Here is a 25287-nt window from a genome sequence, read left to right on the forward strand (position 1 = left end):
CACGTTTAAAAAACAGTCGGTTAAATAATTTTCACAGAATCGATAATTTGAGAATGAATGAACGATGGATGTTAACTTTTCGGTACTAAAAAATAGCAAATTCAGCCTGTTTTTCCTGTCGGATATCATCAGTGGCTTTGGTGTTGGCATGGCCACTCTCGGGGCCAACTGGTATGTCCTGATGAAGACTAAATCGACCGAGCAGATTGGGATGATGCTCGCGGTTTATGTGATTGCAGGATTTATTGCATCAATATTTTCAGGTGTATTATCCGATAAATTCTCACGCAAAACGCTCATATTCTGGACTCATACCTTTCGAGCAATCGGCATTTTAGCCATTGTGGCGTTGCTAGAGAGTTACCATTTTAATATCTTCTTTTTATACGCACTGGCCGTTATTAACGGAATTGGTTGGACGACCTATATCGCGACATCTCGCAGCTTCACGCAAGAGATCTTAAGTGAAGCGAACTATGTCACTGGCAATGCCCTTTTAGAAATTAGTATGCAAGTTGGGATGTTTTTAGCCGCAGCCATCGCAGGGTTTCTTTATAAATATTATAGCTTTAACGTCATCTTAATACTTAATATCAGTATGTTTGTATTAAGCGCCATATTGATTCAGCTGATTGATCACCGCGAGTCTATTACCGCTACAAACACAGAAAGTTACTTTCAGACGCTTGGCCAGGGCTTTACCTTCTTGTACAAAAACAAACTAATATTTATGTTGGGACTAGTTTCTATCGTCCCGCTCATCGTTATCATGATCTACAACGTCGTCCTACCTGACTACGTTAGCCACACATTGTACAAAGACAGCATCACTTTCGGATTTGCCGATATGTCATATGGCATTGGCGGACTAGCTTCGGGATTTTTAATCTCGTTGGTGACGACCAAATTCACACCCGTGCGGCTAATTGGCTTTTTCTTCGCTTTAGCGACGGTTGATCTTCTCTTTCTTAGCCAAAATTCAGTGGTTTTTAACTTATACCTTTGTAGTTTATTGCTCGGACTGGCTAATTCATCACTGCGAATTTTAATGAACTCGATGCTAATGAAAATCGTCGCAAAAGAATATATGGGTCGAGCCATGTCAGTCTGGCTAGGCATTTCACTAATCTGCCAATGTATATTCTCGCTCTCTATTAGCTCTTACATCGACAGACATGGCGCGATGGTTGGAATCGTCATCATGGGGCTAATTATGGCGGTAGGATTGGTATTGTATCTTCTGACTCAATTGGCATTAGCTAAACGCAACCATAACCCATTGGGAGCACAATTATAATGAGCCTGAAAACGGTTATTCTAATTGAGCCAAGTTTTTATGGCGTCAGTTATGTTAAAGAAGCCAAAAAACTAGATTGCTATGTCATCGTTGTTACCAGCAATAGCCATCATCCGCAAAAGTACGGTTATGAAACGCTCTATGATGATATTTTGATTTGTGACATTCGCGATGCAGAACAAATTTTTAAGGCTATTCAAACCGGTTGCCACCGCCATATCGATGCGATTGTAGCCGCCACAGATTACGCCATTACCAACACTGCAATTGTTGCTGCCAAACTTGATATCCCATATCTGAGTGTTGCCAGCGCCAAGCTTGTTCGTAATAAAGATTTAGCCAGACAATGTTATGCTAAACACGGTGTTCCATCGGCTCAATTTGCCGTTGTTAGCAATTTAGAGGAGTCGATTAAGGCTGCATCTCATATAGGCTACCCTGTGGTTTTAAAACCCACCAACACAGCCAGTAGCCAACACGTGTATTTTATTTGCGACAGCGCAGCGCTAACCAAAGCCTTTATCCAAATGCAGGCGTTTCATCAAAGCTATATGGGCTTTCGTGTACGCGAAGATTATTTGATTGAAGAGTACTTAGACGGCCCCGAGTTTAGTGTCGAGCTTTTTGTTGAAAATAATGAGTTAGTCTTTCGCGAAGTAACCGAAAAACGAACCTCTCAACTGCCCTATTTCGTTGAAACCATGCACGTCTTTCCGACATCGATTTTAAGCGATAAAAAGCCAGAAATCATAGCGGTGGCAGCTCAAGCGTTGCGTGCAATTGGGTTTGGAAACGGCCCTGCGCATGTTGAAGTAAAATATACCGAAACTGGCGCAAAAATTGTCGAAGTAAATGGCCGACCAGGTGGCGATAACATTAGCAGCGACCTTATCCCAACCGCTTATCAAATCAATATCTTTGAGCAAGCCATCCGCAATGCATTAGCAATGCCAGTAACATTTACATCAACCAAAGCGGCAAGCTGCGCAATTGGCTTTATTTGTGCGCCAAGTTCGGGCCAATTATTAAAATTGACAAATATTGCACAACTGCAAAACGACCCGGCTGTTATTCGCTACCAAATAGATGCAAAGCCTGGAGATTGGGTACAATCACCGACAAGCTCAGATGATCGCTTAGGTTATATCATCGTAAAAATGCCAACGCCTCTGCAGGCAAAAGCAAAAATAACTCACCTTATTGAATCGATTAAGATTGTTCTTGAAAAATAAAGTTTTCACCTAAGCAAGACGAATAATCGTTAAGTTACAACGTTTGGTATAAAAAATTTATGCCCTAATCTTGAATACAGTTTAATCATTTTTGGGGTCTATATTTATCTGAACAAGTTATGCCCCATTTAATCCATGAGGGAATTGTGCAAAGTTGGCCAATTTTAGGCATGCAGGCCATTGCAAGTGCCCAAGCACTTATGGCTAGTTTACTAAGTGGCAACGCATTAATAGCTTAGGCTTTACTGCCGTTAAGTTGCCCATATTCAGGCTTGGACAACATACTTTTTTGTAAGTTATGTAAAGCTTGCCTACTGCTCTTAAGACTTAAAATGACAAAAATCCGATAGCGATTGAACGCTACCGGATTTCTATCGTTCTCTGCAACAAGAACACCTAAACTGCACTAAGGCCGTGAATATTTAACTCATGAATGCCGAGGATATTCATCGGTATTAATCCAAGCATGGTCTGCTTCCCAGGTAAATTTCCACTGGCGAATTGGACCTGCCATAACATTCAGATAATAACCATCGTAACCGGCCATCATCGCAACAGGATGATATCCACGAGGCACTTTCACTACGTCTTTGTTATAAACAGCCATGACTTCATCTAAACTGCGATCATCGGTATAAACCCGTTGCAAACAAAAGCCCTGCGATGGATTAATGCGATGATAGTAGGTTTCTTCTAGATATGTTTCAGTCTCAGAAGGAGTATCGTGTTTATGACTTGGATACGAACTGCTGTCGCCTTCTTTGGTATACACTTCAACCACTAGCAGGCTGTCAGCCGGTTCAGTTTCTGGCAAAATATTGTGCACATAACGTTTATTACGACCTTTACCTCGATTTTCAACGCCGACACTATCCGGGCCGATTAAACGCGCTGGCAGATTCCCCTCACTGGGAGAGCTACAGACAGCGAGCTCCAAAGCGGTTTCGGCGATAATATTTACTTTGTCGTCATGCGGTACATACACTGAGTATGGCGGAATTTTTTCAAACACATCCATGCGCTGACCAATCACACCGAAATCTTCTTTTGCGGTTTTTACCAGCGCTTTGCCAGATAACAACACCACACAATATTCCCGATTGCCGGTTTCTATATCAAGCGTCTGTCCAGGTGCTAATTCATAGGCATCGAAACCGACAAATTTCCACCCAGCATTTTCGGGGGTAATATGTTGATAGCACCCGGTTTCATCGGGACGACTATATCTTGATAATAAATCACTCACGATAAACTCCTTACTAAATGAAATTAACCTAAAGTTGGCATGCTGAATTCAGCGATTGTTTTCTGCCCATCAGGCCAACGTGAAGTAATGGTTTTCATTTGAGTATAAAAACGAACGCCGTCTGGACCATGGACATCCAACGCACCAAAGATTGACCGTTTCCAGCCACCGAATGAGTGGAATGCCATTGGTACAGCAACAGGAATATTCACCCCAACCATCCCGGCTTGAACTCGCATGGTAAAGTCACGAGCATAATGGCCATTGGTCGTAAAGATTGCGCTACCGTTACCATAATCACTGCTATTAACAATTTCTAATGCAGTTTCATAGTCTGGTGCGCGAACAATGCCAAGAACAGGGCCAAAGATCTCTTCACGGCGAATGCGCATATCTTTGGTGACATTGTCGAACAAAGTCCCACCAACGAAGTATCCTTCAGGGAAACCTTCAACTTTGCAATCACGTCCATCAACAACCAGTTTTGCACCTTCTTCAATACCAATATTGATGTAATTAACAACTTTTTCTTTATGAGCCGCTGAGATAAGTGGACCCATGTCGTTTTCTTGCTGACCACGTTCAACAATCCCAGGGCCAACATGCAATGCTTTAATTTTTGGAATTAATGCTTCAATTAATTTATCTGCAGTCTGGTCACCAACTGCAACCACGATAGGAAGCGCCATACAACGTTCACCAGCAGAACCAAAAGCGCCGCCCATAATGGCTGAAACTGATGCATCAAGGTCTGCATCGGGCATAACAATCGCGTGGTTTTTAGCCGCACCGAATGCTTGAACTCGTTTAGCATGAGCACTTGCGCTGCTATAAACTTTTTCAGCAACCACTGACGAGCCAACAAAGCTAACCGCTTTAATGCGAGGGTCTTTGGTCAGCTGTTCAGCGATGTCGTTATCACAATGAACAACGTTAAAAACGCCATCAGGCAAGCCAGCTTCTTTTAACAATTCACCTAAGCGAACTGCAACAGAAGGCGCTGTGACAGGGGGTTTGAGCACAAATGTGTTACCACAAGCGATAGCAATTGGGAACATCCACATTGGGACCATCGCAGGGAAGTTAAATGGTGTAATCCCAGCAACAACACCCAGTGGTTGCATGACAGAGCGGCTATCGACACCAGTGCCAACGTTATATGAATTTTCACCTTTGATGAGGTGTGGAATGCCAGTTGCGAATTCAACAACTTCAATCCCGCGAGTTAGTTCACCTTGAGCATCAGAAAAAACTTTACCATTTTCCTGAGAAATAATTTCGCCGAGTTCTTTACGATGTTCTTCGAGCAGCATTTTGAATTTCATTAAAATCCGCGCACGACGCAGAGGCGTCATTGCTGACCAAGCAGGAAAGGCGGCATCAGCGGCGGCAATAGCATCGGAAAGTTCCTCAGCACTACATTGGCTCACTAAGCGGTCGATATTACCTGTGGCTGGATTATAAATTGGCTGAGTTTGTTTTGTCTGGCTTACGACTTGTTCGCCCTGGACAAAATTTCCAACTGTGATCATATTATCTTCTCCTACAGATGACAGACAGGCTAAAAAGAAAGTTCACCGCACTAGCCGAATTGACCATGAAAATACTGATTATCTCGCAGCCTCGCAGAGCTAAGAATCTGCCAATCACTTAGCTCTGCACCTTCATGTGACCAACGGGAAAACAACAAACAACGTTTCTCTTAAATGTTCAACCTCACCAAGTGCTTGTCAGTCAATGTAATCGAATGAAAAAAATATTTCAATTGTATTTTTTTAAGAATTTATTTTCTATGTGATCGGATTCATGTTTTCCGGTTAACATGGCTAGAATAACGTCTTAAAATCATTAATCCGAACAAAAATGGCATGAAAAAACGAAAAATTTGTTTCGTAAAATCCATGAATGGAGAGTCACTATTTCATAGAAAATGAAATGGTTTAGGAAGGATACTCACAAAATTTGAAATACATTGAGGATTTCAAATAAAAAAGTGCTGCAACAATTAGCAACACTTTCGTCTAAGAAGGCTTAAAAATACTAGAGGATGATTAATCTGTTTTCTTAACCGAGCTGGAGTGGATGAAATACAGCGCAATAGCCAGTGCAATCACCGCCAGCAGCCGATTCAGTGAAAACGGCAGCGACTCATTGCCTAACCATCCAAAATTATCAATCAACAGACTCATTAATAACTGACCGAAAATAACCGCAACCGTTGAAACAGCCGTTCCAATTCGAGGCACAGCAAACGCCATAATAACAATGTATGGAACGCCACATAAAGCGCCTAGCAACTGCCACTTAGGGACATTAAGCAGGGTCATGGATTGGGCAGGCTCAAAGTAGAAGATTAATAACGCACTAATCAAAGCGCCAACCGAGAAGGTTAAAAATGCGCAGCGAAAAACTCCGACTTTGCTTCCCAACTGGCCATTAATGGCCGCTTGAACGCTCAGTAATGCACCGCCAATAATGGCGATAAAGATCATTATAATAGTCATGTGTCCTACCCCTGCGCTACTAATATCAGTGCAATGATGATGAAAATAAGAGCAATAATGCGCCGTTTATCGATTTTACGGCGCGTTGTCCCTAATAGACCAAAATGATCAATAACCAGGCTCTTAAACACCTGTCCGGCTAAAATGCCGATCATCGTCATTGCGATACCAATCACCGGAGTTGTGAGCGTTAAGATCACCACATAAGCAGGCCCTAATACACCGCCCAATAATGTCCAAGACGGCTGTGAAAAAAACGATGGGCTTTGACGTGGGCTAAAAAAGAGCATCAATAAAAAGGTTAATGCTGCGCCAACCCCAAAAATGCTAAATGTTGCCCATAAATCGCCGACTTCACCGCTTAACGGCCCAAGGATCCCGGCTTCCACAGATAACCCCATACCTGCGGCTATCACCAGAAGTAATAATAAAAATTGCATTCAATGCTCTCCTATTGCGTAGGTGAGGCATGATATTCTAGAAAATTAGCGAGAAAAATAGCATAATCTAATTATCACCTTTGCAGAATCTGCACAAATGACACAATCCGATTCCATTGATATTCGTTCATTGCATTTTTTTATGAGTGTTTACGAAATGCAGAATTTTTCGCAGGTTGCTCGCCGAGAAGGGGTTTCCGCCTCCATGATCTCAAGAACGATTCATCAACTTGAGGACAGTTTGGGCCAACAGCTTTTTTATCGTAATACTCGAGCCATTACCCCAACCGATGCTGGAAGGTTGTTTTTTGAACACGCACTGAAAATCACCGAACAATTTGAACAGGCCCAAAAACAGCTGCAAGATCGCAAGCAAGAACCTTCGGGCCTCGTGCGAATCAATGCGCCAGTATTTTTCGGCCAGTATCATATCGCGCCATGGCTTGCTGGTTTATCTGCGCGCTATCCAAAGCTTGCTATTGAACTTAATCAGACCGATGAGTTTATCGATCCATTAAGAGAAAATACCGATATTATCTTTCGTATTGGGCCGCTGAGAGATTCATCGTATCACGCGCGGATCTTTGGTCAGCAAATCTACCATCTTGGGGCAGCGCCAGAGTATCTAAAAACACATGGCAAATTAACCGCTCCTGAGCAACTCGTTGACCATCAATGTTTAGTTTATAAGGGCTTTGAAGGCGCAAATCGTTGGTTAGCACGCCAAAGCGCAAACCAAACTTGGACGCACTACCCTATCGAGCCAAAACTGGTCTCAAATAATGCACAGAGCTTATTAACTACTGCTATTTCTGGCATGGGGATTGTCTTATTTCCCGACTGGTTGATGGGCCAAGCTCTCAAACAAGGTCAGCTCATCGAGCTATTACCCGACTATGAGCTATCAATTACCACGCACGCTCAACACATTGCCGCTATCTATCCCAACGTTAGACACCCACCGCTCAATGTTCGCGCCGTCATTGACTACTTTAGTGAAATATACGGCTCACCTCTGTACTGGCAAAAATAGACTAAGTAAGCGCTAATTAGAGCAGCTTTTCCATCGCCAGATGAACAATATCAGCTTCTATAAACTCATCACCAAACGGCTTAAAGCCCAAACGCGCATAAAAGTCGATTGCCTGTTTTTGAGCTCCTAAATAAACCCGTGGATAATGCTGTTTAATCGCCCTCTCTGTTAATGCATTGACGATTTTAGAGCCAATGCCCATCGAGCGATAATCACTTAGCACCGCGATACGGCCAATATGCCCATCATCAAACATCCTTCCTGTGCCAACATAAGCGCCATCGACACTAACCAAAGCATGGATAGTATTAGAGTCTTGCCCGTCAAACTCAAGGGCTGGGTCAATGCCCTGCTCTTTAATAAAAACCTGATCGCGAACAGCGCGAATGTGTTGGGCGAATTCCCCTTCGTAAGCGACAATTTGTACTTCTATCATTGGCGTAATTTCGTTAGTTAAAAAGAGCTAGCTTAGCGCATCATCTCTTGTTTCAACAAGCTTTATACTTTAGCTAGATGACTGTTTTTAAAACAAAGAATAGAACTAAGCTGGCTATCGCTGTCAACAGCACATTTTTGCTTTTCCAGGCAATCAGCACTGCAAACACTGCTGCCACCAAATAGGGATTTTGCAGACTCAGATAAATATGCCCATGATTTACCAACACAATCGGAGCCCAGATTGCCGTTAATATTGCCGGGCAAGAATAACTTAATATTTTTTCCAAAGAGCTACCTAGTCTTAAAGGCAATTTAGGGATAAGAAACAGATAACGGCTGGTAAAAATAACCAGAGCCATCAGTAAAATCGTGAGCCAAGTCATCGGTTTGCTCCATAAAGAGGGCGATTAGCAAGCAATTTCTCACAAAAAAATCCGGCCATCATAGCGCTTAAACTTGCGATCATAAGCGCGCCACTGATATTCAAGACGGCTAATACAGTCGATAACATCATCGCCACTAATACCGAGATTAAGGTCGCGATATTTTTGATACTTGGGATAACAATCGCGATAAAAGTTGCAGCAATCGCAAAATCAAGCCCTAAAGATTCAAGATTGGGAATAAATTTGCCTGCCACAATTCCCGCAAACGTAGCGATATTCCAACACAGATAAAGCCAACTGCCTGCCCCCAGAGCATACCAGCGATTAAACGCTGCTAAGCGCTCACCTGCGCAGGCGGCAAATAGTTCATCGGTTAACAAAAAGCCAAGTACCATCCGCCATCGCCTAGGTAATAGACTGATAAAGGTGCGCAAAGCCAACGCATATAAAAAATGCCGAGAAGCGATAAATGCTGTAGTCAATAGAATTGTAAAGAGCCCAGCACCCGCATGCATTAACCCAATGACAACAAGCTGCGCAGAACCAGCAAAGACCAAAGCCGATAACATCTGGCTCTGCAAAAAGCTCAGGCCACTATTGAGCGCATAAGAACCAGCTAATATTCCCCATGGCAAAATAGCGATACACAAAGGGCTAACGACCAAAACACCTTTTAGAAATTCTCTAAATTTACTTTCTCTTTGGTGAGTCGCTAACAAAGCGCTGGACAAAACGGGGGACTGCATAGATTCACTCTCACTTTATTGCATGAAACCAAGGAAGTCAGTCTATGAGAGTGCGCACAGGAAAACTTGTACACTATTGCTTTATAACTTGTTTGGCAAACTCACCGGGCGTTACGCCCATTGCCCGCTTAAAGTGACGATGCAAATGGCTTTGATCGTGAAATCCTGCTTGCTGGGCCACCTCTGAAATTTTGCCGCCTTGCTTGAGCAGTTTTTTTGCCAAGCGCAATCGAGCTTGAATTTGATAGGAATGCGGTGCAAAGCCATAAGCTTTTTGAAACGAGCGAACCAGATAGAACGGACTTAAAGCGGCTAAATTGGCAAGCTCTTGAAGTGAAACATCAGCGCTTGGGAAATCATCAATGAACTCTTTCACCAATTTTAATTGTCGCTGGGCTTTAATCACGGGTGCGGAGCTATATGCAAGCTTGCCATATTTAGACATGATCCGGGTTAAAACCGCGTACAACAGTGTTTCTTTAAGCAATCGATTGTCAGATGTTTTGAAGCTATCAAAGACTAAACGGAATTGATTCGCTAGCTGAAGGTCATAAACAACCGGCTGCGCAAAATATGGGATGACACTGCCTTTGGCCGTTAAACTTGGATTTAACTCACGAGCGATACACTCAAGCTGCTCGGGCAAGGGATACATTGCTTGATATGACCAACCACCTTCGGTCGCTGAATGCCCGGTGTGCACTTCATCGGCATTGACGATAATAATGCTGCCTTGCGGGGCGACATGGTTCGCTCCCGTGCGATAAAATTCCTGTGCGCCATTTTCAATAACGCCGAAGGTAAAACCTTCGTGGCTATGGCGCGAAAAATTCTGGTAGTGATATTTAGCATCGAGCATTTCAATGCCACCCAGTTCGCTAGAAACTCGATAAATAGCTTTCTCTGGTGACGTTGTTGCTGAGTTTCGGCAACGATTTACGTTAGCTTTGCCCATAACTGAATAGCTTGGCCTCACTTAATACCTGTTGTGCAGAATTTGAGTATACCGTGAGAAACCTGCTGCGGTTTGTACAAAATTGCGCTTTTGAGCGAAAATAAATTTCTCTTTTTAAGCTATACCTAACCCAACGATTTGTGATAGAAAATTTTGTCCACACCTTTGACTTGGTAATCTCGATATCGACCAATTTCTTGAAAACCATGTGATTCATAAAATTTAGGAGCTTGAAAGGTATAGGTGTCCACTGCAATGTTGGGGATATTTCTCTTTTTACATTCAAGCTCAACGAGGTTCATTAACTCACTACCAATCCCTTTCGCTCTTAAATCTTCGCTTAACCATAAAAATCTAATTTGCAGCGTAGTTACATAGATAAAACCGGTTAAGCCACCAAGCACATTGCCTGAGTGATCTCGCACAAAAAGGCCAAAGGCTTCATCATCAATTTCAGGGGTAAACTTGCGATTAAACTCCCCCAACCCGGCATAAATAGTCTCTATATCTTGAGCACTTGGGGATAACGTAAAGCTAATGTTCAAAACCTCTCCATCTAATCATATTTAAAGCTGATTGGGTCACTCAACGCGTTTTTGCATCAGATAATTATCTAGAGTCTGGCCGCGAATCTGAACTTTTTGTGCTTGAACTACTTCAAAGCCCATGAGCTCATAAAATCCGCGAGCCGTTATACTGACATTCGAATAATAGCGGGTGATGTGGCAAGCTTTGCCAACTTTAAAAATATGCGACATTAAGGCGCTACCGACACCGCATCCTTGATACGCATGATGACAAAAGAAGTGATCAATCAAACCATCACTTTGCAAGTCTGTATATCCGACAATCACACCGTCAATTTCGCCCACGAAAGGCTCAAGTGCTGCCATCCGCGCTTGCCACAGCTGTGGGTCGAAGTGCCGAGGCGCCCATGCAGCGACTTGCTCAGGCGAATAATGTTGCGAATTAACTTTTCGCACAGTATTAAAGTACAACTGCCAAAGCAATTGAACATCACTGTCACGATAGTTGCGAATAATCATAGCCATTATCTAGCGCTGTGTTGCCATCAACAGTTTTATGCCGAAGAAACCGAACAATCCGCCCACCGCGCGATTTAGCCATTTTTTAACACCAGGACTCACACGCAGTTTTTGGCCTGCACGAGAACAGCTCCAAGCAATGAAATGACACCAAAGCATCCCATTAAAGTTAAAAATCAAGCCGAGCAACAAAAATGCCAAAGCCTTATGAGGACTGCTATGGGCGATAAATTGCGGCATAAAAGAGAGGAAAAAGATAGCAACTTTAGGATTAAATAAGTTGGTAATAAAACCTTGCCAATAGACCTGTTTAAACGATTTGGCATGAAAGACTTTGGTGCTCGTTGCTTGCCCTTGAAAGCTTGCTTTAAACGCACCAATAGCGATATACAACAGATAAATACCGCCTAAGATTTTAACCACCATGAACGCTGTGGCAGATGTGGCTAAAATAGCCGATAACCCTAAGGCAGCAGCAGTGATATGAATGAGTGTGCCACTACCAATGCCAAGAGCAGCTGCGCTTCCCGCCTTAAACCCTTGCCCTGCGGCGCGCCCCGCGATAAGCAGTGAATCAGGCCCGGGCACCATGTTAAGCAAAATACCCGAGAGAACAAACAACCATAAATTTTCAACGCCAAACATGAGAATACCATCCTTGGAGGCGATTGAGCTTTTGTGATTATAGTTTTGAGCAATCTAAACGTTGCCTGTTTGCTTAACTCTTTGTGACACAGGTACTCTAAGCGACACAGATGGCGTTCAAAATGCGTTTAATTTAAACAAAATTAAACCACAAGAGATCAACAGCCCCTACAAATTAATTGGCAAGTATCCTGATTTTTAGCACTGATTGCTAGTAGCAATTAAATGATTGACGAAAACAACAAACGCCGTGAAAAGAACAACTCACGGCGCAGTCCAATCAGTTTACGATTTAATTTCCCAAAGTCGTTAGAAAGCGCTTCACTCGGTCTGATTTGGGTCGATTGAAGAAGTCATCAGGGGCCGCCTCTTCAATCAATTTACCCTGTTCTAAAAAGACCACTTTATCTGAAACCATTCGGGCAAATTCCATTTCGTGAGTCACCACAACCATGGTGTAACCTTCCTGGGAAAGCTGCTTCATAACACTTAAAACTTCACCAACACGTTCTGGATCAAGTGCTGAGGTTGGCTCATCAAACAACAATACTTCGGGGCTCATCGCCAGCGAGCGGGCAATCGCGACGCGCTGTTTTTGGCCGCCAGAGAGAGTAATCGGATACACGTCTTTTTTATCTAACATGCCGACTTTTTCTAGCTGCTCAAGTGCTATATCATGCGCTTTGGCTTTAGCGACCTTTTTTACATGCACCAGCGACACAACCACATTTTGCAATACGTTTAGATGTGGCCATAAGTTAAAGCTTTGAAAGACCATTCCGATTCGCTCTCGCAATTGTGCTAATTGCTTATTACTCATTGGCCGGTCTTTTTGCTCATCAACGCCAATGCGCTCATCGCCAAGATAGATTTTTCCTCGGTCAGGTTCTTCGAGCCAATTCATGCAACGTAGCAAAGTCGATTTACCCGAGCCAGATGAACCTAAAATACTGACTACTTCGCCTTTGTGAATATCTAAATTGATATCTCGAAGCACTTCAACACCATCAAACTGTTTAGATAATTTTGTAACCCGAATCGCGGCTTCGTTAGACATGAGTAAATCCTCTTTTTCGACTGAATAATCGCAATCTGCGCACGCTAAATTCCAGCACTAATCCAATTACCCAATACAATGCGATAGCAACTAAAAATGCTTTTAATGGTATGAAATACGTAGCCTGAACACTGTTGGCCGCAGCGGTAATTTCCTGAACCGTAATGATGCATAAAAAAGCGGTATCTTTTAGACAGATAATCAGTTGGTTACCCAATAGCGGCAATGAGCTCATTGTCACGTATGGCAAAATAATATGAATAAAGACCTGATGGCGACGGAAACCATGGGCAACTGCCGCCTCAATCAGCCCTTTGGGCATGACAATTCGCTGGCCTCTGAATATCTCGAAAAAATAAGCTCCGTGGTAAATCCAAAGCGCTAGCAAACCGGCTGTTGTGGCATCAAAACGGATCCCAAATTGCGGTAATCCGTAATACATCAAATATGCCAAGATCAGAAATGGCAGGGTTCGCATCATACTGACAAAACCAATTAATATATGGTTTGAAACCCGCCACTTTCCTTCATAAATAAATAAAAATACACATCCTAATAAAAATGCCAAAATAGATGAAATAACAAATAAATAGAGTGTTTCAAAAAAGCCATTAATATAAATGTCTCTCGCACCCCAAATGGCAGCCCATTCGTTCATCACTTTACTCCTACATCGCTAAGCGATGTGCCTGGCGTTCGGCAACATACTGTAAACGAACCAGTACCCCGACAATCACCATATAAATTAGACCTGCCCCTAAAATCGGATAAAGTGGCTGATAAGTTACCGCTGCAATTCGATTCGTTACACGGGTTAAATCCACCAGCCCAATAATTGCAATCGCTGGACTTCCTTTAATTAAAAAGGACATCTCATTGACTAACGGAGGTAAACTTACGGCAACAATCTGTGGCAACATAATATAACGGAAGAAAACCCATGGAGTCATTCCTACCGATAATGCTGCCTCTCGCTGATCTTTAGAAAAGTTAAGGATAGCTGAGCGCCAAATTTCAGCATTAAATGCCGCTGTATTAATAGCTAAAGATAAAATTGCAGCGATATGCTTTTCTAGATTAATACCAAGTGCCGGTAGAGAGAGAAATAAAAATAATACTAAGGTGATTAAAGGTGTCGAGCGAACAATACTGATATACAAAACGAGAATTTGTTCAACAATCGGTATTTTCTTTTGTCTGATTAATGCGATCAACAGCCCTGTTGATACACCGATCATAATCGCCAGTCCAGATATCCATAATGTTGTCCAGGCGCCTTTTAATAATAAAATCCAAGCTTCAAAATTCATGACAACCCTCGAAAAAAATACCAGTTAACAGTCTTTAAACACTAGCCGTAATTAATACGGCTAGTTGGACTGTATTTATTTAATTCCGGCCAAGTCATGGAATTCTTTAACGGTTGTAATAGGTTGATCAGGGAGGTTATTAAAGGCTTGACCAAACCATTTGATCTGCAATTCTTTTAATTTGCCAGTTTCTTTTAAATGTTTGACAAAGCCACTTAAGAATTTCAGCAATTTAGGACTTTTCTTAGAGACTGGCCACGCTACAAAACCATGACCGGAAACCGCTTGCCCTTTGGCAAAGACATTCGGATGTTTTTTCACAACATCGTTCACCGAGATAACCGCATTAATCACATAATCCAAGCGACCATTTGCTAAGTCCGCATACGCTTCAGGATATGATTGATACTGAACGATTTTCCCAATTTTACCACCGGTTTTTTTAAGCATCACTTCAAGCTCTGGCAAACGAGCTAATAAAGCGCTCCCAGCTTGGATCCCTAAAGTTTTGCCATCTAAATCAGCAATACTGTTAATACTAACATCCCCTGCTCGCTTAACATAAAAGTCCTGAGCCGATGCCACTGGCGCCACAAAACTTAGCGCTTTAAGACGATCGTCAGTAATTAGCGCCCCCGTAATAGCCGCATCATATTGACCAGATGACACAGCTGCTAATAAGCCAGTCCAAGGTAAAATATTTTGCTGAACTTTAAATTTCCCTTTTGCATACTTTTTAAGTTCAATCAAAATATCTTTATGAAAACCGTCTGGTTTTCCATTATTCATAAAGTTAAAAGGTGCATAGTTATCTTCGGTGACAACTTTTAAGACGCCGCGTTTTTCAATTTCTGGTAAATCAGCAGCTTTAGCGACAACAGAATAACACGTGATAGTTACAACCATTGCAGCAGCCAATAATTTAATTGGTTTTATTAATTTGAGATCCATTCATTTCACCCTTATGGCTATTGGCCATTGTTAATATGAGGTTTCACTTGAGACATTCATGAATGTTCTTTTTCACTATTAACGAGATCGCCTTCTTGGGGATAGGGCCAGTTACAGAGAAAAAATGTGACAGATGAAATTGTTCAGGCATAAAGATTGCAGTGAATTATCTCATGGAGATATGACAAAGGAGTCGAGGCATGATCGAATGTTGCTTACAAATTAGCCTTGATAAAGACCGTGGATTACAGGAACAACTGCGTGAAGTACTAGTAACAAGTATATTAGCAGGAAGATTTATCAAAGATGAATCACTACCATCCTGCCGCAGTTTGAGTGAACAATTAAATATCTCACGCAATACTGTCTCGCTGGTTTATGAGAGCCTGTGTGCAGACGGTTATCTCATTAGTCGCCCCCGCAGCGGCTATTACATTGCGCCCCAATATGACCCAGATTATCTAAGCCAAGATGCCCCCGTTGAAATCGATAGTGATAGCCTAAGTGCACCGAATTGGGACAAATTGCTCAAAAATAGTCCGAGCCAGTTTTTAACTATCCATAAGCCGTCCAACTGGATGAAATTTACCTACCCGTTTATCTATGGGCAACCGGATGCCAACTTATTCCCAATGGAGAAATGGCGAGAAGCGGCTCGTAAAATCACTAGCAATATGCACCCACATGATTGGGTACTAGACCTGATAGACCAAGATGACTCGGCTCTGGTGACTCAATTGCGCAATCATGTTCTGCCCAAACGGGGCATTATTGCTCAGCCAAGCGAGATTTTAATTACGCTCGGCACTCAAAACGCACTCAGCCTTGTTTCGCAGTTATTATTCAATGAACAGACAGCCATTGGTGTTGAATCGCCAGTGTATCTTGAGGCGGTCAATACGTTTAAGTTACAGACGCAGCGAATCTATCCACACGCGATTGATTCGCAAGGAATGCAGCTTAACGAGCGCTCCAAACAATGTGATTATTTTTATGTGACGCCGAGCCATCAGGCTCCGACCGGCGTGAGTATGAGCAATGCTCGGCGCCAAGCACTATTGCAACATGCCATCAGCCATGACCAGATTATTTTAGAAGATGATTTTGACTCAGATACCAATATTGAACAGCGGCCACGCCCTGCTCTAAAAGCCAATGACCAAAGCGGCCGAGTCATCTACATGAGCAGTTTATCCAAAGCATTGTCCCCAGGATTACGTTTAGGTTATATCGTTGCCCCAGCCGAACTGGTTGATGAACTGAGGGCCCTACGCCGACTAAACTACCGCCATCCGCCCACTTACATTCAATATCAGCTGGCCTATTTTCTCTCGCAGGGTTATTACGAAAGTTTTCTGCGCCACTATCGGGAAAACTCGGCCTATCGCTGGAGTATTTTGAAAAATGCGTTAGATAAATATCTTCCGATGTGTCGTTATACCCAAACCAAAGCCACTGCTTTTTGGATTGAAGCACCTAAAGAGATTAATTGTGAAACGCTTGCTTGGCGGGCCGCTCATAAAAGCATTTTGATTGAACCGGGAAGAAACTATTTTCTGGAAGAGGACGCCCCATCGAACTTCTTTCGATTGGGCTTTCATGCCATTGCCCCTGAGGCAATTGAACCGGGCATTGCTTCGTTAGCGCAGGTGATGCACCACTTGCAACAAAGCCCGGGAAATTAGCGTCATTACTCTTCGAAGGTCGGATTGCCCTGCGCGTCTTTTTTAGGTGCCAATAGAAAATTGGTCTGCGGCAGCAAGTTTTTCAACAAAATGAGTGATAGCGCCATTGACGTTATCACGCCAAACAGATTGATGATGTTAATCACCGAGCCTAAACCTGAAAGTTGCAGCGCAAACCCTTGCATCACATTTGATAACGCAGTGATCCCCAAAAGAACAATCAACAGATAACCAATTCCGCGATATTTACCGACAACCCAGATTAAAACAATATTAAGAAGCGGTGCCATTAAAATATACAATCCACCATAGGGCATCGCATTTTGGTGCACGTACAAAAATACAGAAAGAGATTTAATCAGTGCTAATACGGCAATCACCATCATTAGGATCTGATTGAGCCGTTTAAACTGAACGCGCCGTTGCGGCGTTGGAATTTGAGCTAGAATTCGAGCGACTCGTTTGGCCTCTGGCATTCGAGCAAACGGAGCATAAATATCCGCTTTTTTTTCGCCAGAGATCACTCGTTGCTCGAGTAATTTATAAAGACTTTTTTTCGCTGGAACCGTCATCTTTTCCCACTTCATCCACATCAAAACCGACCTATCATCAGCTGAAATGGCTCAAGATGCAACCTCAAGGGGGAATAAGCACTTACCGAAGATACATATCGGCTCGACGAAGCGATAAATATGGCCGGTTCAGTTGAGCGTGCTCAACCATGCTCAGATCAAGCTTGCCATAGAGAATTTGCTCTTGATCGTCAGCTTTAACAACAACATTACCATCGGGGGAAACCAGCAAAGATTCACCGCTAAAATCCATTTGCCCCTCTTTACCGACTCGATTACACATTGCGATAAACAAACCGTTTTGCATCGCAGGTATTCGCAGCTCCCATTCAAACATCTCCATTGGTTCTGCTTTCGTGTTGGCGGTGGGGATCACAATTAGCTCAGCACCTTGCAAAGCACAACTTCGAATACTTTCAGGAAAATGCCGGTCAAAACAAATAACAATGCCAATTTTACCAAATGGCGTTTCGTACACTTTAAAACCGCTCGATGAAGGGCTGTAATAGTCTTGCTCGTAAAAACATGCCGCTTGGGTGATATGCACCATGGTTGAGATGCCCGAAATACTACCATCAGGGAGAATCACTAACGAGGCATCATAACAGCGTCCCTGTTCTTTGAGATAAACATTTGGCAGAGCAACCACGCCGAGCTCTTTACATTTTTGCTGAAACGCTTTGATATAAGGGCTATCAAGACTCAGCTCATAATCGCTAACATCTTGTTTTTCATATTGTGGGAAAAAAGGAGTGAGATGGATCTCTGGAAAACAAATAACGTTAGCGCCATTTTTAGCCGCTTGCTCTATTGCGCAAAGGGCCTTATCAAAGTTCTCCGCCATAAGTTCACCAAGCTTGGGTTGAACCAATGCAATCTTCATGATTTATCCTTAAATCAGTAAGTTATTGACTCACTTTACGCGTAATAAATCTGAAGCAAAACCCTTCAACCAAATAAAATTAATCAGCGAAGCGCCAACGACATTTGAAAATAAGGGACATCCTTTTTATAAAAAAGCTCGCTTTGTACTGTCAATCCAAACTTGGCATAAAAAGTCTGTGCACTTTGGCGGGCATCACACCAAAAATCACTGACCTGCTGAGCGCGCAATTGCTCAATAATATGCTTTAACATAGCAGTGCCAATACCTTGTTTTCTATAGGGTTCAAGAATGGCGAATTTACGTAACCTGGCAGAATTGTTTGAGATAAAGATAGAGGCGACACAAACCAATTTCTCATTTTCAAATGCACCATAGTGCATCCCTTGGCTGTCATCCTCTAATCGGCAAAACTCAACGCTCTGCTTTGGCCATAAAACCTGATGGCGAATTGCAAGAGTTTGCTCTGCACTAATTGATTTGATTTGCATAAAAAGATGCCTGTGGATTAAAAATCCACACTATAGGGTCAGATTGACCATATGTCATCTTTTCATAAAATTTAAGGAAGGCTGATTCGATATTCAGCCTCAATAAAGACCGCTCACATCGCTAATTTGGCAGGTTCAGAAGCGCAAATATCAGGAGTTTGATAAAGCCATTGCAGGTGGCGTTCATAAAATGGCAGCGCATTAACCCCAAAGAGTCGCCCCTGCTGATAAGTGACAGCTAAGAATATATCAGCAAGAGAAAAATAATGGCTTACCATAAACTGCGATTGATTACATAGCTGTGATTTGAGTTTAACTAACCCTTCGTAAACCCAATCGCGGCGATATTCGGTCAGTTGTTCCTCGCTAATTTCCTGGCGAAGCATTTTAATTGCCGAGCGCTGCAAAGGGGCTTGAATAGTCGTTACGACATATTCACAAATTTGGCGAATACAAGCTCTGTCGAAAACATTTTGTCCAAATAGCGGCTTTGATGGAAACAGCTCTTCTAAACATTCTAAAATGGCTAATGGCTCTTTAATATAAAGACCATCCACACTAAGAGTCGGTAGATACGCAAAGGGATTGACTCGCAAATAGGTCGACATGCGCTCATCTGGGCCAATTTCAATACGTTGGTAATCAATATTTTTGTAATTTAATGCCCATTCAACACATCGTGATCGGTCTGAATCGGTTGAACTATATAGAATAAATTCCATATCCCCTCATATTTTATCTATGACTAAACTCGGGCTTTCTCATATTGGTTCAGGTAATGACATCAACATGCATTAAGGAGTCTGACTTGATGATTTTACATACAATACTGGCTATTTCTGTGACATCGCAGAGGGATGCACGACAATACAAAGGAAAAAACGTACATCTCATGCGTTCAAGAATATGACAGACGTTAAGTCAAAAGCATTTAAAAATAATCAATTCAATCGCATAACGAATCAACAAAAAAGCAGAACTGATGCATCCCTTTAACTTAAACACAATGTAAGTATTACCTTTTTTAACTGTATCATTCAAATGAAACACCGTTTTCACCATAAAAAAATGCCACAAATTTAACGGTGCGCAAGAAAGATGCTGATAACGTTCTAGTCAACTAGGTCGCTAGCAAAATACCTAACTAAAACACTCAACTATATAGGCTTAAAAAATTGTATTTAAGGTGTCTTTTACCATGGATAGCAGTCGATTTTTATGATTTTTCGTTAAATTTTCTAGTTTACTGTAATGTTTAAATTGACCGAAGAGAATGAGGTTTTGCTAAGCAACTTTAATTAAGGGGCACGACACTGAATGCCCCTTTTTTAAGTTATTGAACAAACGCAGTAATAGCCACAGGCGATCCTGAACCATTGTGCAGTTTAGGCAAACCGATAACTAATGTTGTACCGGTGGCTGGTAATTGGTTTAAATGAGCAATACATTCGATGCTAATTTTATGGGCAGCCATCAATTGGGTATTGGTCTGATACTCTTCGTCAGCACTTGGGTCGACCCCATGGGTATCAATCGCAATACCGGCTATATGGCGATCATCGAGCAAAAACTTAGTGGTTTTGCCCGCTACCCCAGGAAAATGCAGATGTCCTTTGGCGTCTTCATTGATGAATTTTTTAGGATTGTGCCACAGCTCTTCCCAGCCCGTATAAAAAAGGACCATACTCCCTTCAGGGATTTTACCATGCTGACTTTCCCAAGCTTTTACATCGGCAATTGAGATCACATAATCCGCATCGTTTTTAGTTTTAGCTCGAACATCAATCATCACCGCAGGTACAACTAATGATGATGTTTTATAGCTATCGATACCCGATTTACCTGCAATAAAACTGTTCGGCGCATTCATATGGGTCGCACTATGCTCGCCAATTGAAAACTCCCGCAGGTAATAACCATCTTTATCCATCTGTGCAACGGTTTTAAATACCACCTTAGGATCGCCTGGCCACAACGGGATCTGCTCAGTTATCTCATGACTCAATGAAACAACTTTATGGTAATTAATGGTATGCATTGCACTGCCTGCCCAACTGAATGAAGATATAAAAAACAAAACCCCTAAACACTTCGAATACGACCGAAATGACATCAACATAAAACCTCCTTGGCAAATTAAATATGATTTCCGTCTTTACTTATTTTTTTATAGGCTCGAAGTAATGTTTGTCGCAGGTTAGCAAGAGATATAGGCTTAATCAGCACATCGTCCATGCCGGAGCGCAAATGACGCATCGTATCGTCAACATAAGCATTGGCGGTGTATGCGATAATATACACATGCATATGCTCTGGGCTCGCCCGCAGCTGGCGAGTCGCTTCAAGGCCATTAACATGTTTCATATTGATGTCCATTAAAATGACATCGACATGTTGTTTATGGCAGATCTCCAAAACCTGCTGACCATCACTAACCACACTGACCTGATGCCCCAATTTTTCGAGCATGGAGCGCGTAATCAGCTGATTTGTGCGACTGTCATCAGCAAGTACGACGTTCATCGCGGGACAATCTGGTAACACTAAATGTTGAGGCGAATGCTGATGAACTAATTGGGCTATTTTTACCGGCACACAAATGGTAAAAATACTCCCCTTGCCCGGCTCGCTTTCAACGACAATTGAGCCGCCCATTGCTTCAATATATTTTTTTGAAATACTTAATCCCAAGCCAGAACCTTGCCGCTCTTCACTGGCATTGGGTTCAACCTGAGAAAAAGGCTGAAAAATTAACGCAAGTTTTTCTTTTGCAATCCCTTTACCAGTATCTTTAACACGAATTAGCAGATTAATCTCAGTCTTATTACGAGGAATTTGAGTTAAAGACAGACAAATTGAGCCGGAATGGGTAAATTTGGCTGCATTGCCTAAAAGATTAATCAGCACCTGTTGCAGACGTTTTTCATCGCCAACGACATATTCACAAAAACGAGTATCCGTTTTTACTTGCAGCTGAACATCTTTATTAAGAAGTTGAGCACGAATCACTTGGGCTGGACGTTCAAGCACTTCGCGCAGTTCAAATACTTTGTTTTCCAGCTCAAACTTACCTGATTCGATTTTAGATACATCCAAAATGTCATTGATAAGCGCCAGAAGTGACTGATTACTACTTTGCAAAATTTTAAGATAATGGCGCTGCTCATCAGAAAGCTCAGTATGCGAAATTAACTCACTGGCACCGACAACACCATTTAATGGCGTTCTAATCTCATGGCTAATATTGCGCACAAAATCGCTTTTAGCTTGATTGGCTTGGATGGCCGAGCGCTGGGCCACAGATAACTGCTCAGTTTGTTGTTTAAGTTGATAAAGTTTATAGCGGATGTAGGTCAGATAAATGCCAACAAAAATACTAAAGTCAATGAATAGAAAGATCCCAAACCCGGCCATCTTCCACTCTTCATTGTGCAGTTTCTGGTAATAACTTCGCAGTGATATCTCAGCCCCGACCACATAATATTGGCCATTTGAAAGTTTGCGCGGAATAAATACAGCCCGAAAACGTCCCCAATGATCCGTGTAATCGCTCCAAGTCACTTTATGAGTTTTAAAACTTTGCATCAGTGCTGAGCTAACATCAGGGTACGGCGTGTAAAAACGAACATAACTGTTATTTTTAAGCTCATCGGCGGAGGCGCTAGATGAGGTTAAAATTGCCTGCCCATCTTTTTTGATCACCGTATAAATATATGACAAACCTAACTGGTTGCTCAGATAGGTCAGTTTCTGGATGGTTTGCCAGTCCTGTTCGGGAGTGATGGAGTGTTGGTCTTTAATACTCTCATTATACTGATCCCCCAAAGCAGCAACGACCATCAGGGCACCATCGTATAGTTTGGTATTCACCTGCTGGTCAATCGTCTCTTTAGCCTGATAATACATATACGTGATAAATGACGAACACGAGCCAATATAGACCACGGCAAACACGACAAATTTAAGTAAATCGATACGACGATGACTCGCCTGCATCCTTGCTAAGCGCTGAGCTATTTTTATCATGGGGGTTGGGGAAAACTGATAATTATTAGCTGATTACCCCATTATCAATAGATACACCACTTTTGCAATGTCTTATCCGGTTTTATCGCAAGGTACTGATCTACCACAAAACTTCATCCAACTATTTCTATGTGCCAGTAGCAGCCCGCGCTCATATCAACACTCAGTAACTCCTAAATCAAAATCGCCCAATTTAGCCGAGTTACAAGAAAGTCATCGTCTAACCAGCCAATTGAAAAGAAATTTTCCTTAGCAGATATTGCCAAAGCTCACCAGCTTAGTGAAAGTTGAATGCCATCTGGGATAATCACTCTGGCACATATTATCCGACGGTTGTTGATGCCATATATTTTATAATCGATACGGCATTGCATAATGATTCAGAAGTAGCGAGAAATTAAGCATAAGTAATACTCAAAGTACTAGAAATAAGAAGCTTGCAGGAGAGTTAGTTGATGAAATTAATGAACTCCTGAGACAAAAAACATAACCAATCGCTACAATTGACAAAATATCTGTCACGAATTTTAGTTCCCCAAATGTAGCGTTTGCTATTTTGTATCAGAGCTCAGCGTTACATAGAAATTTGCATCCGAAATTCACCTGATACAGCCGACGTTCTCAAACGTTTCTGTCCATCAATATGTCACATAAGGCTGCTAAAGAATATAGCCTCCCAATAATGGTGGAAGAGGCTATAGCGATACCTATTGGCTACAAACTTGCTGTGGTGAATATGATGTTCCCGCTACTCTCATTTGATTTATATACCACGACACCCACGATTTGTTGACAAGGCAAGCGTGTTTATAAAACAAATCATCACAACTCTCTCCAGCGCTGTTACAGTAATCATGAGCGCTAGGATTTATGCTAGCGTATCCTGTTTTAACCTTCCCATGTTTCTTAATATCATAGCCGCCCCATGAAACAAACTGTATCTTGGTACTATCGTATTTTAACGGTGCTTTAAAATCTAAATGGTGAGCTCCATATTGCCAATAACCTCTTGTCATAGCGATTGTCCCTGAGAGATCAACCACAAACTTTTCAGGCTGAATCTGATTATCATCACAATCGGCATTGGCCACCCCTGAAATGGCTATAACGAGAACGGAAAGTAGCTTAAATGTATTCATAATTAATTTTTTCCCTAGAAGTTTGTAATTCATAAAGTTTTATATGACCTCCTAGTTGAAACTCTTTCACCTATCACATTTTATGAGGATTCTAGATAGCGTTGTTTTCCTCACGGTTTAATTTACCGGCTTTAGATATTATAAAATTAACTGATGAGTCAACGTGTCACAAATGACTAAGGTTTTAAGATATTCATGGTAATCAGAACTGATTGCATATGAGTATCTCTTGAGCAAATTTCAGTAATGCGACTCGCTGAAGACGACTTAGCTTGCGACTCAACCCTCATGTTCGACTTAATCTAGTGGAAACGTTATGGAAGCTGACGTTGAAAAATCAAATTCAATAGAGTTAGCGTCAGAACTCACAAGATTAAATATGGGCCCATATTATCAGGTAAGAAATATCATCTGGGATTAGAGAAAATACGAAGAAAATTGGTCTCAGTTTGAGAATTTTGATGTGAAGTATCAGGGAACGTGAGTTGGCATTCACCTTAAACAGGGAAGGAGCAAGAAAGTAGTGAAATTAAAGTATTTTATCCTTTTATTTGTGTTGGTCATTCCCTTAAGCGGATGCGTCATCCCTTCAGACTTTTACGGAATGGCTGTAGACCCCCGCAATACTAGCCAACATGATCATGATATTTATCTGGAGTATCAGGTATCCATGGCAATTCTTAACGACCGAACCGCGACTAATCTTGTGGAGCACGGGATGGTCGAGATCCATGCCTTTTACGGCCAGGTGTTTATTGCAGGGGAATACGACACAAAAGCCCAGGAATCTAAAGCCATGACTTTGGCCAGAAATGTACCGGGGGTTAGCTCAGTTAAAGCCTACCTGCTCCCTAGGCAGGAAGGGAAAGCCTGTAAAAAGCCCTCAAAATTTGGAGTCCGCATGGCGCTTCAGAGTGCGTCCGAGGTTCATTCCACCAATATGAAGGTAGGCCGCGTCCAGTGTGATATTGTTTTGTTTGGGATCGTGACCGGCACTGACGAGGCAGACAGGGCCATAGCAGCGGCCAAAACCGTAAAGGACGTTGGCAAAGAGATCTCTTTTTTGATGATCCCGCCTGAAAAAAAATAATTGCCAGTCGTACCCAAGGGCCGGAACCCAATCCAAGTCCCGGCCAGGGGTAATAAAAATTCAGAATTTTGATGTGAAATGGGGCAAACAATCACCCCATGTTTCATAAAGGTTC

27 protein-coding genes are annotated in these 25287 nt (G+C 42.2%); 5 read left to right on the forward strand and 22 right to left on the reverse strand.

Annotated elements, in window-relative coordinates:
• Positions 1–64 precede the first annotated feature (64 nt).
• The gene (locus ABTQ23_RS15145; protein WP_408616587.1) at positions 65–1297 is read left to right on the forward strand and encodes an MFS transporter; all 1233 of its coding nucleotides are present in this window, start codon (positions 65–67) and stop codon (positions 1295–1297) included.
• Positions 1297–2529 (forward strand): ATP-grasp domain-containing protein, encoded by a 1233-nt coding sequence (locus ABTQ23_RS15150; protein WP_408616588.1) that lies wholly within the window; start codon positions 1297–1299, stop codon positions 2527–2529. Before ABTQ23_RS15145 ends, ABTQ23_RS15150 begins: the two co-directional genes overlap by 1 nt.
• A 427-nt stretch (positions 2530–2956) precedes the next feature.
• Here the strand turns inward: ABTQ23_RS15150 and iolB are convergent, their stop codons facing one another.
• From iolB to ABTQ23_RS15170, 4 genes are all read right to left on the reverse strand, one after another.
• Positions 2957–3775 carry a 5-deoxy-glucuronate isomerase gene (iolB, locus tag ABTQ23_RS15155; protein ID WP_408616589.1) on the reverse strand — a complete coding sequence of 273 codons (819 nt, stop codon included), beginning with the start codon at positions 3773–3775 and terminating at the stop codon, positions 2957–2959.
• A 23-nt stretch (positions 3776–3798) separates the two neighbouring features.
• Positions 3799–5307: a CoA-acylating methylmalonate-semialdehyde dehydrogenase gene (locus ABTQ23_RS15160; protein WP_408616590.1), complete on the reverse strand. Its 1509-nt coding sequence runs from the start codon at positions 5305–5307 to the stop codon at positions 3799–3801.
• Positions 5308–5826: 519 nt separating this feature from the next.
• On the reverse strand, positions 5827–6279 hold the full coding sequence (locus ABTQ23_RS15165; protein WP_408616591.1) for a DMT family transporter: 453 nt from the start codon (positions 6277–6279) through the stop codon (positions 5827–5829).
• A gap of 5 nt (positions 6280–6284) precedes the next feature.
• Positions 6285–6719, reverse strand: a complete 435-nt coding sequence (locus ABTQ23_RS15170) for a DMT family transporter (RefSeq protein WP_408616592.1) — start codon at positions 6717–6719, stop codon at positions 6285–6287.
• A 97-nt stretch (positions 6720–6816) separates the two neighbouring features.
• Between ABTQ23_RS15170 and ABTQ23_RS15175 the strand changes: the two genes are divergently transcribed.
• Entirely contained in the window at positions 6817–7752 is a 936-nt protein-coding gene (locus ABTQ23_RS15175; RefSeq protein ID WP_408616593.1) for a LysR family transcriptional regulator, read from the forward strand.
• 16 nt (positions 7753–7768) lie between these two features.
• On the opposite strand, the gene ABTQ23_RS15180 is transcribed toward ABTQ23_RS15175, so the two are convergent.
• From ABTQ23_RS15180 to ABTQ23_RS15230, 11 genes are all read right to left on the reverse strand, one after another.
• On the reverse strand, positions 7769–8188 hold the full coding sequence (locus ABTQ23_RS15180; RefSeq protein ID WP_408616594.1) for a GNAT family N-acetyltransferase: 420 nt from the start codon (positions 8186–8188) through the stop codon (positions 7769–7771).
• Between the two features lie 73 nt (positions 8189–8261).
• Positions 8262–8573, reverse strand: a complete 312-nt coding sequence (locus ABTQ23_RS15185; RefSeq protein ID WP_408616595.1) for an AzlD domain-containing protein — start codon at positions 8571–8573, stop codon at positions 8262–8264.
• Complete coding sequence (locus tag ABTQ23_RS15190) at positions 8570–9307, reverse strand: AzlC family ABC transporter permease (protein WP_408616647.1); 738 nt, start codon at positions 9305–9307, stop codon at positions 8570–8572. The genes ABTQ23_RS15185 and ABTQ23_RS15190 overlap by 4 nt, the downstream gene beginning before the upstream one ends.
• Positions 9308–9395: 88 nt before the next feature.
• Positions 9396–10277 (reverse strand): AraC family transcriptional regulator, encoded by an 882-nt coding sequence (locus tag ABTQ23_RS15195; protein WP_408616596.1) that lies wholly within the window; start codon positions 10275–10277, stop codon positions 9396–9398.
• A gap of 125 nt (positions 10278–10402) precedes the next feature.
• A complete protein-coding gene (locus ABTQ23_RS15200; protein ID WP_408616597.1) occupies positions 10403–10822 on the reverse strand; it encodes a GNAT family N-acetyltransferase in 420 nt (139 codons plus the stop codon).
• Positions 10823–10858: 36 nt separating this feature from the next.
• Entirely contained in the window at positions 10859–11329 is a 471-nt protein-coding gene (locus ABTQ23_RS15205; RefSeq protein ID WP_408616598.1) for a GNAT family N-acetyltransferase, read from the reverse strand.
• A gap of 3 nt (positions 11330–11332) precedes the next feature.
• Positions 11333–11968, reverse strand: coding sequence for a LysE family translocator (locus tag ABTQ23_RS15210; protein ID WP_408616599.1), 636 nt, complete (start codon positions 11966–11968; stop codon positions 11333–11335).
• A 292-nt stretch (positions 11969–12260) separates the two neighbouring features.
• Complete coding sequence (locus ABTQ23_RS15215) at positions 12261–13025, reverse strand: amino acid ABC transporter ATP-binding protein (protein WP_408616600.1); 765 nt, start codon at positions 13023–13025, stop codon at positions 12261–12263.
• Positions 13018–13683, reverse strand: coding sequence for an amino acid ABC transporter permease (locus ABTQ23_RS15220; RefSeq protein WP_408616601.1), 666 nt, complete (start codon positions 13681–13683; stop codon positions 13018–13020). The genes ABTQ23_RS15215 and ABTQ23_RS15220 overlap by 8 nt, the downstream gene beginning before the upstream one ends.
• 10 nt (positions 13684–13693) lie before the next feature.
• Positions 13694–14335, reverse strand: a complete 642-nt coding sequence (locus ABTQ23_RS15225) for an amino acid ABC transporter permease (protein WP_408616602.1) — start codon at positions 14333–14335, stop codon at positions 13694–13696.
• 75 nt (positions 14336–14410) lie between these two features.
• A complete protein-coding gene (locus ABTQ23_RS15230) occupies positions 14411–15241 on the reverse strand; it encodes a transporter substrate-binding domain-containing protein (protein WP_408616648.1) in 831 nt (276 codons plus the stop codon).
• A gap of 245 nt (positions 15242–15486) precedes the next feature.
• Between ABTQ23_RS15230 and pdxR the strand changes: the two genes are divergently transcribed.
• Entirely contained in the window at positions 15487–16971 is a 1485-nt protein-coding gene (gene pdxR / locus ABTQ23_RS15235; protein ID WP_408616603.1) for a MocR-like pyridoxine biosynthesis transcription factor PdxR, read from the forward strand.
• 5 nt (positions 16972–16976) lie between these two features.
• Here pdxR and ABTQ23_RS15240 read toward each other — a convergent pair whose 3' ends face one another.
• The 7 genes from ABTQ23_RS15240 to ABTQ23_RS15270 all read right to left on the reverse strand — a co-directional run bounded on the left by ABTQ23_RS15240 (position 16977) and on the right by ABTQ23_RS15270 (position 24082).
• Positions 16977–17558 carry a hypothetical protein gene (locus ABTQ23_RS15240; protein ID WP_408616604.1) on the reverse strand — a complete coding sequence of 194 codons (582 nt, stop codon included), beginning with the start codon at positions 17556–17558 and terminating at the stop codon, positions 16977–16979.
• 67 nt (positions 17559–17625) lie between these two features.
• Positions 17626–18426 carry a carbon-nitrogen hydrolase family protein gene (locus tag ABTQ23_RS15245; RefSeq protein WP_408616605.1) on the reverse strand — a complete coding sequence of 267 codons (801 nt, stop codon included), beginning with the start codon at positions 18424–18426 and terminating at the stop codon, positions 17626–17628.
• A gap of 83 nt (positions 18427–18509) precedes the next feature.
• Entirely contained in the window at positions 18510–18917 is a 408-nt protein-coding gene (locus tag ABTQ23_RS15250) for a GNAT family N-acetyltransferase (protein ID WP_408616606.1), read from the reverse strand.
• A gap of 113 nt (positions 18918–19030) precedes the next feature.
• Positions 19031–19639 carry a glutathione S-transferase family protein gene (locus ABTQ23_RS15255; protein WP_408616607.1) on the reverse strand — a complete coding sequence of 203 codons (609 nt, stop codon included), beginning with the start codon at positions 19637–19639 and terminating at the stop codon, positions 19031–19033.
• A 611-nt stretch (positions 19640–20250) separates the two neighbouring features.
• Positions 20251–20955 (reverse strand): cyclase family protein, encoded by a 705-nt coding sequence (locus ABTQ23_RS15260; RefSeq protein ID WP_408616608.1) that lies wholly within the window; start codon positions 20953–20955, stop codon positions 20251–20253.
• 98 nt (positions 20956–21053) lie between these two features.
• A complete protein-coding gene (locus ABTQ23_RS15265) occupies positions 21054–22943 on the reverse strand; it encodes an ATP-binding protein (protein ID WP_408616609.1) in 1890 nt (629 codons plus the stop codon).
• A gap of 707 nt (positions 22944–23650) precedes the next feature.
• Positions 23651–24082, reverse strand: a complete 432-nt coding sequence (locus ABTQ23_RS15270) for a hypothetical protein (RefSeq protein ID WP_408616610.1) — start codon at positions 24080–24082, stop codon at positions 23651–23653.
• Positions 24083–24605: 523 nt separating this feature from the next.
• Between ABTQ23_RS15270 and ABTQ23_RS15275 the strand changes: the two genes are divergently transcribed.
• A complete protein-coding gene (locus ABTQ23_RS15275) occupies positions 24606–25172 on the forward strand; it encodes a BON domain-containing protein (RefSeq protein WP_408616611.1) in 567 nt (188 codons plus the stop codon).
• Positions 25173–25287: the final 115 nt, after the last annotated feature.

Origin of the sequence: Celerinatantimonas sediminis (assembly GCF_046054195.1) — a bacterium.
Taxonomy (GTDB): Bacteria; Pseudomonadota; Gammaproteobacteria; order Enterobacterales; family Celerinatantimonadaceae; genus Celerinatantimonas.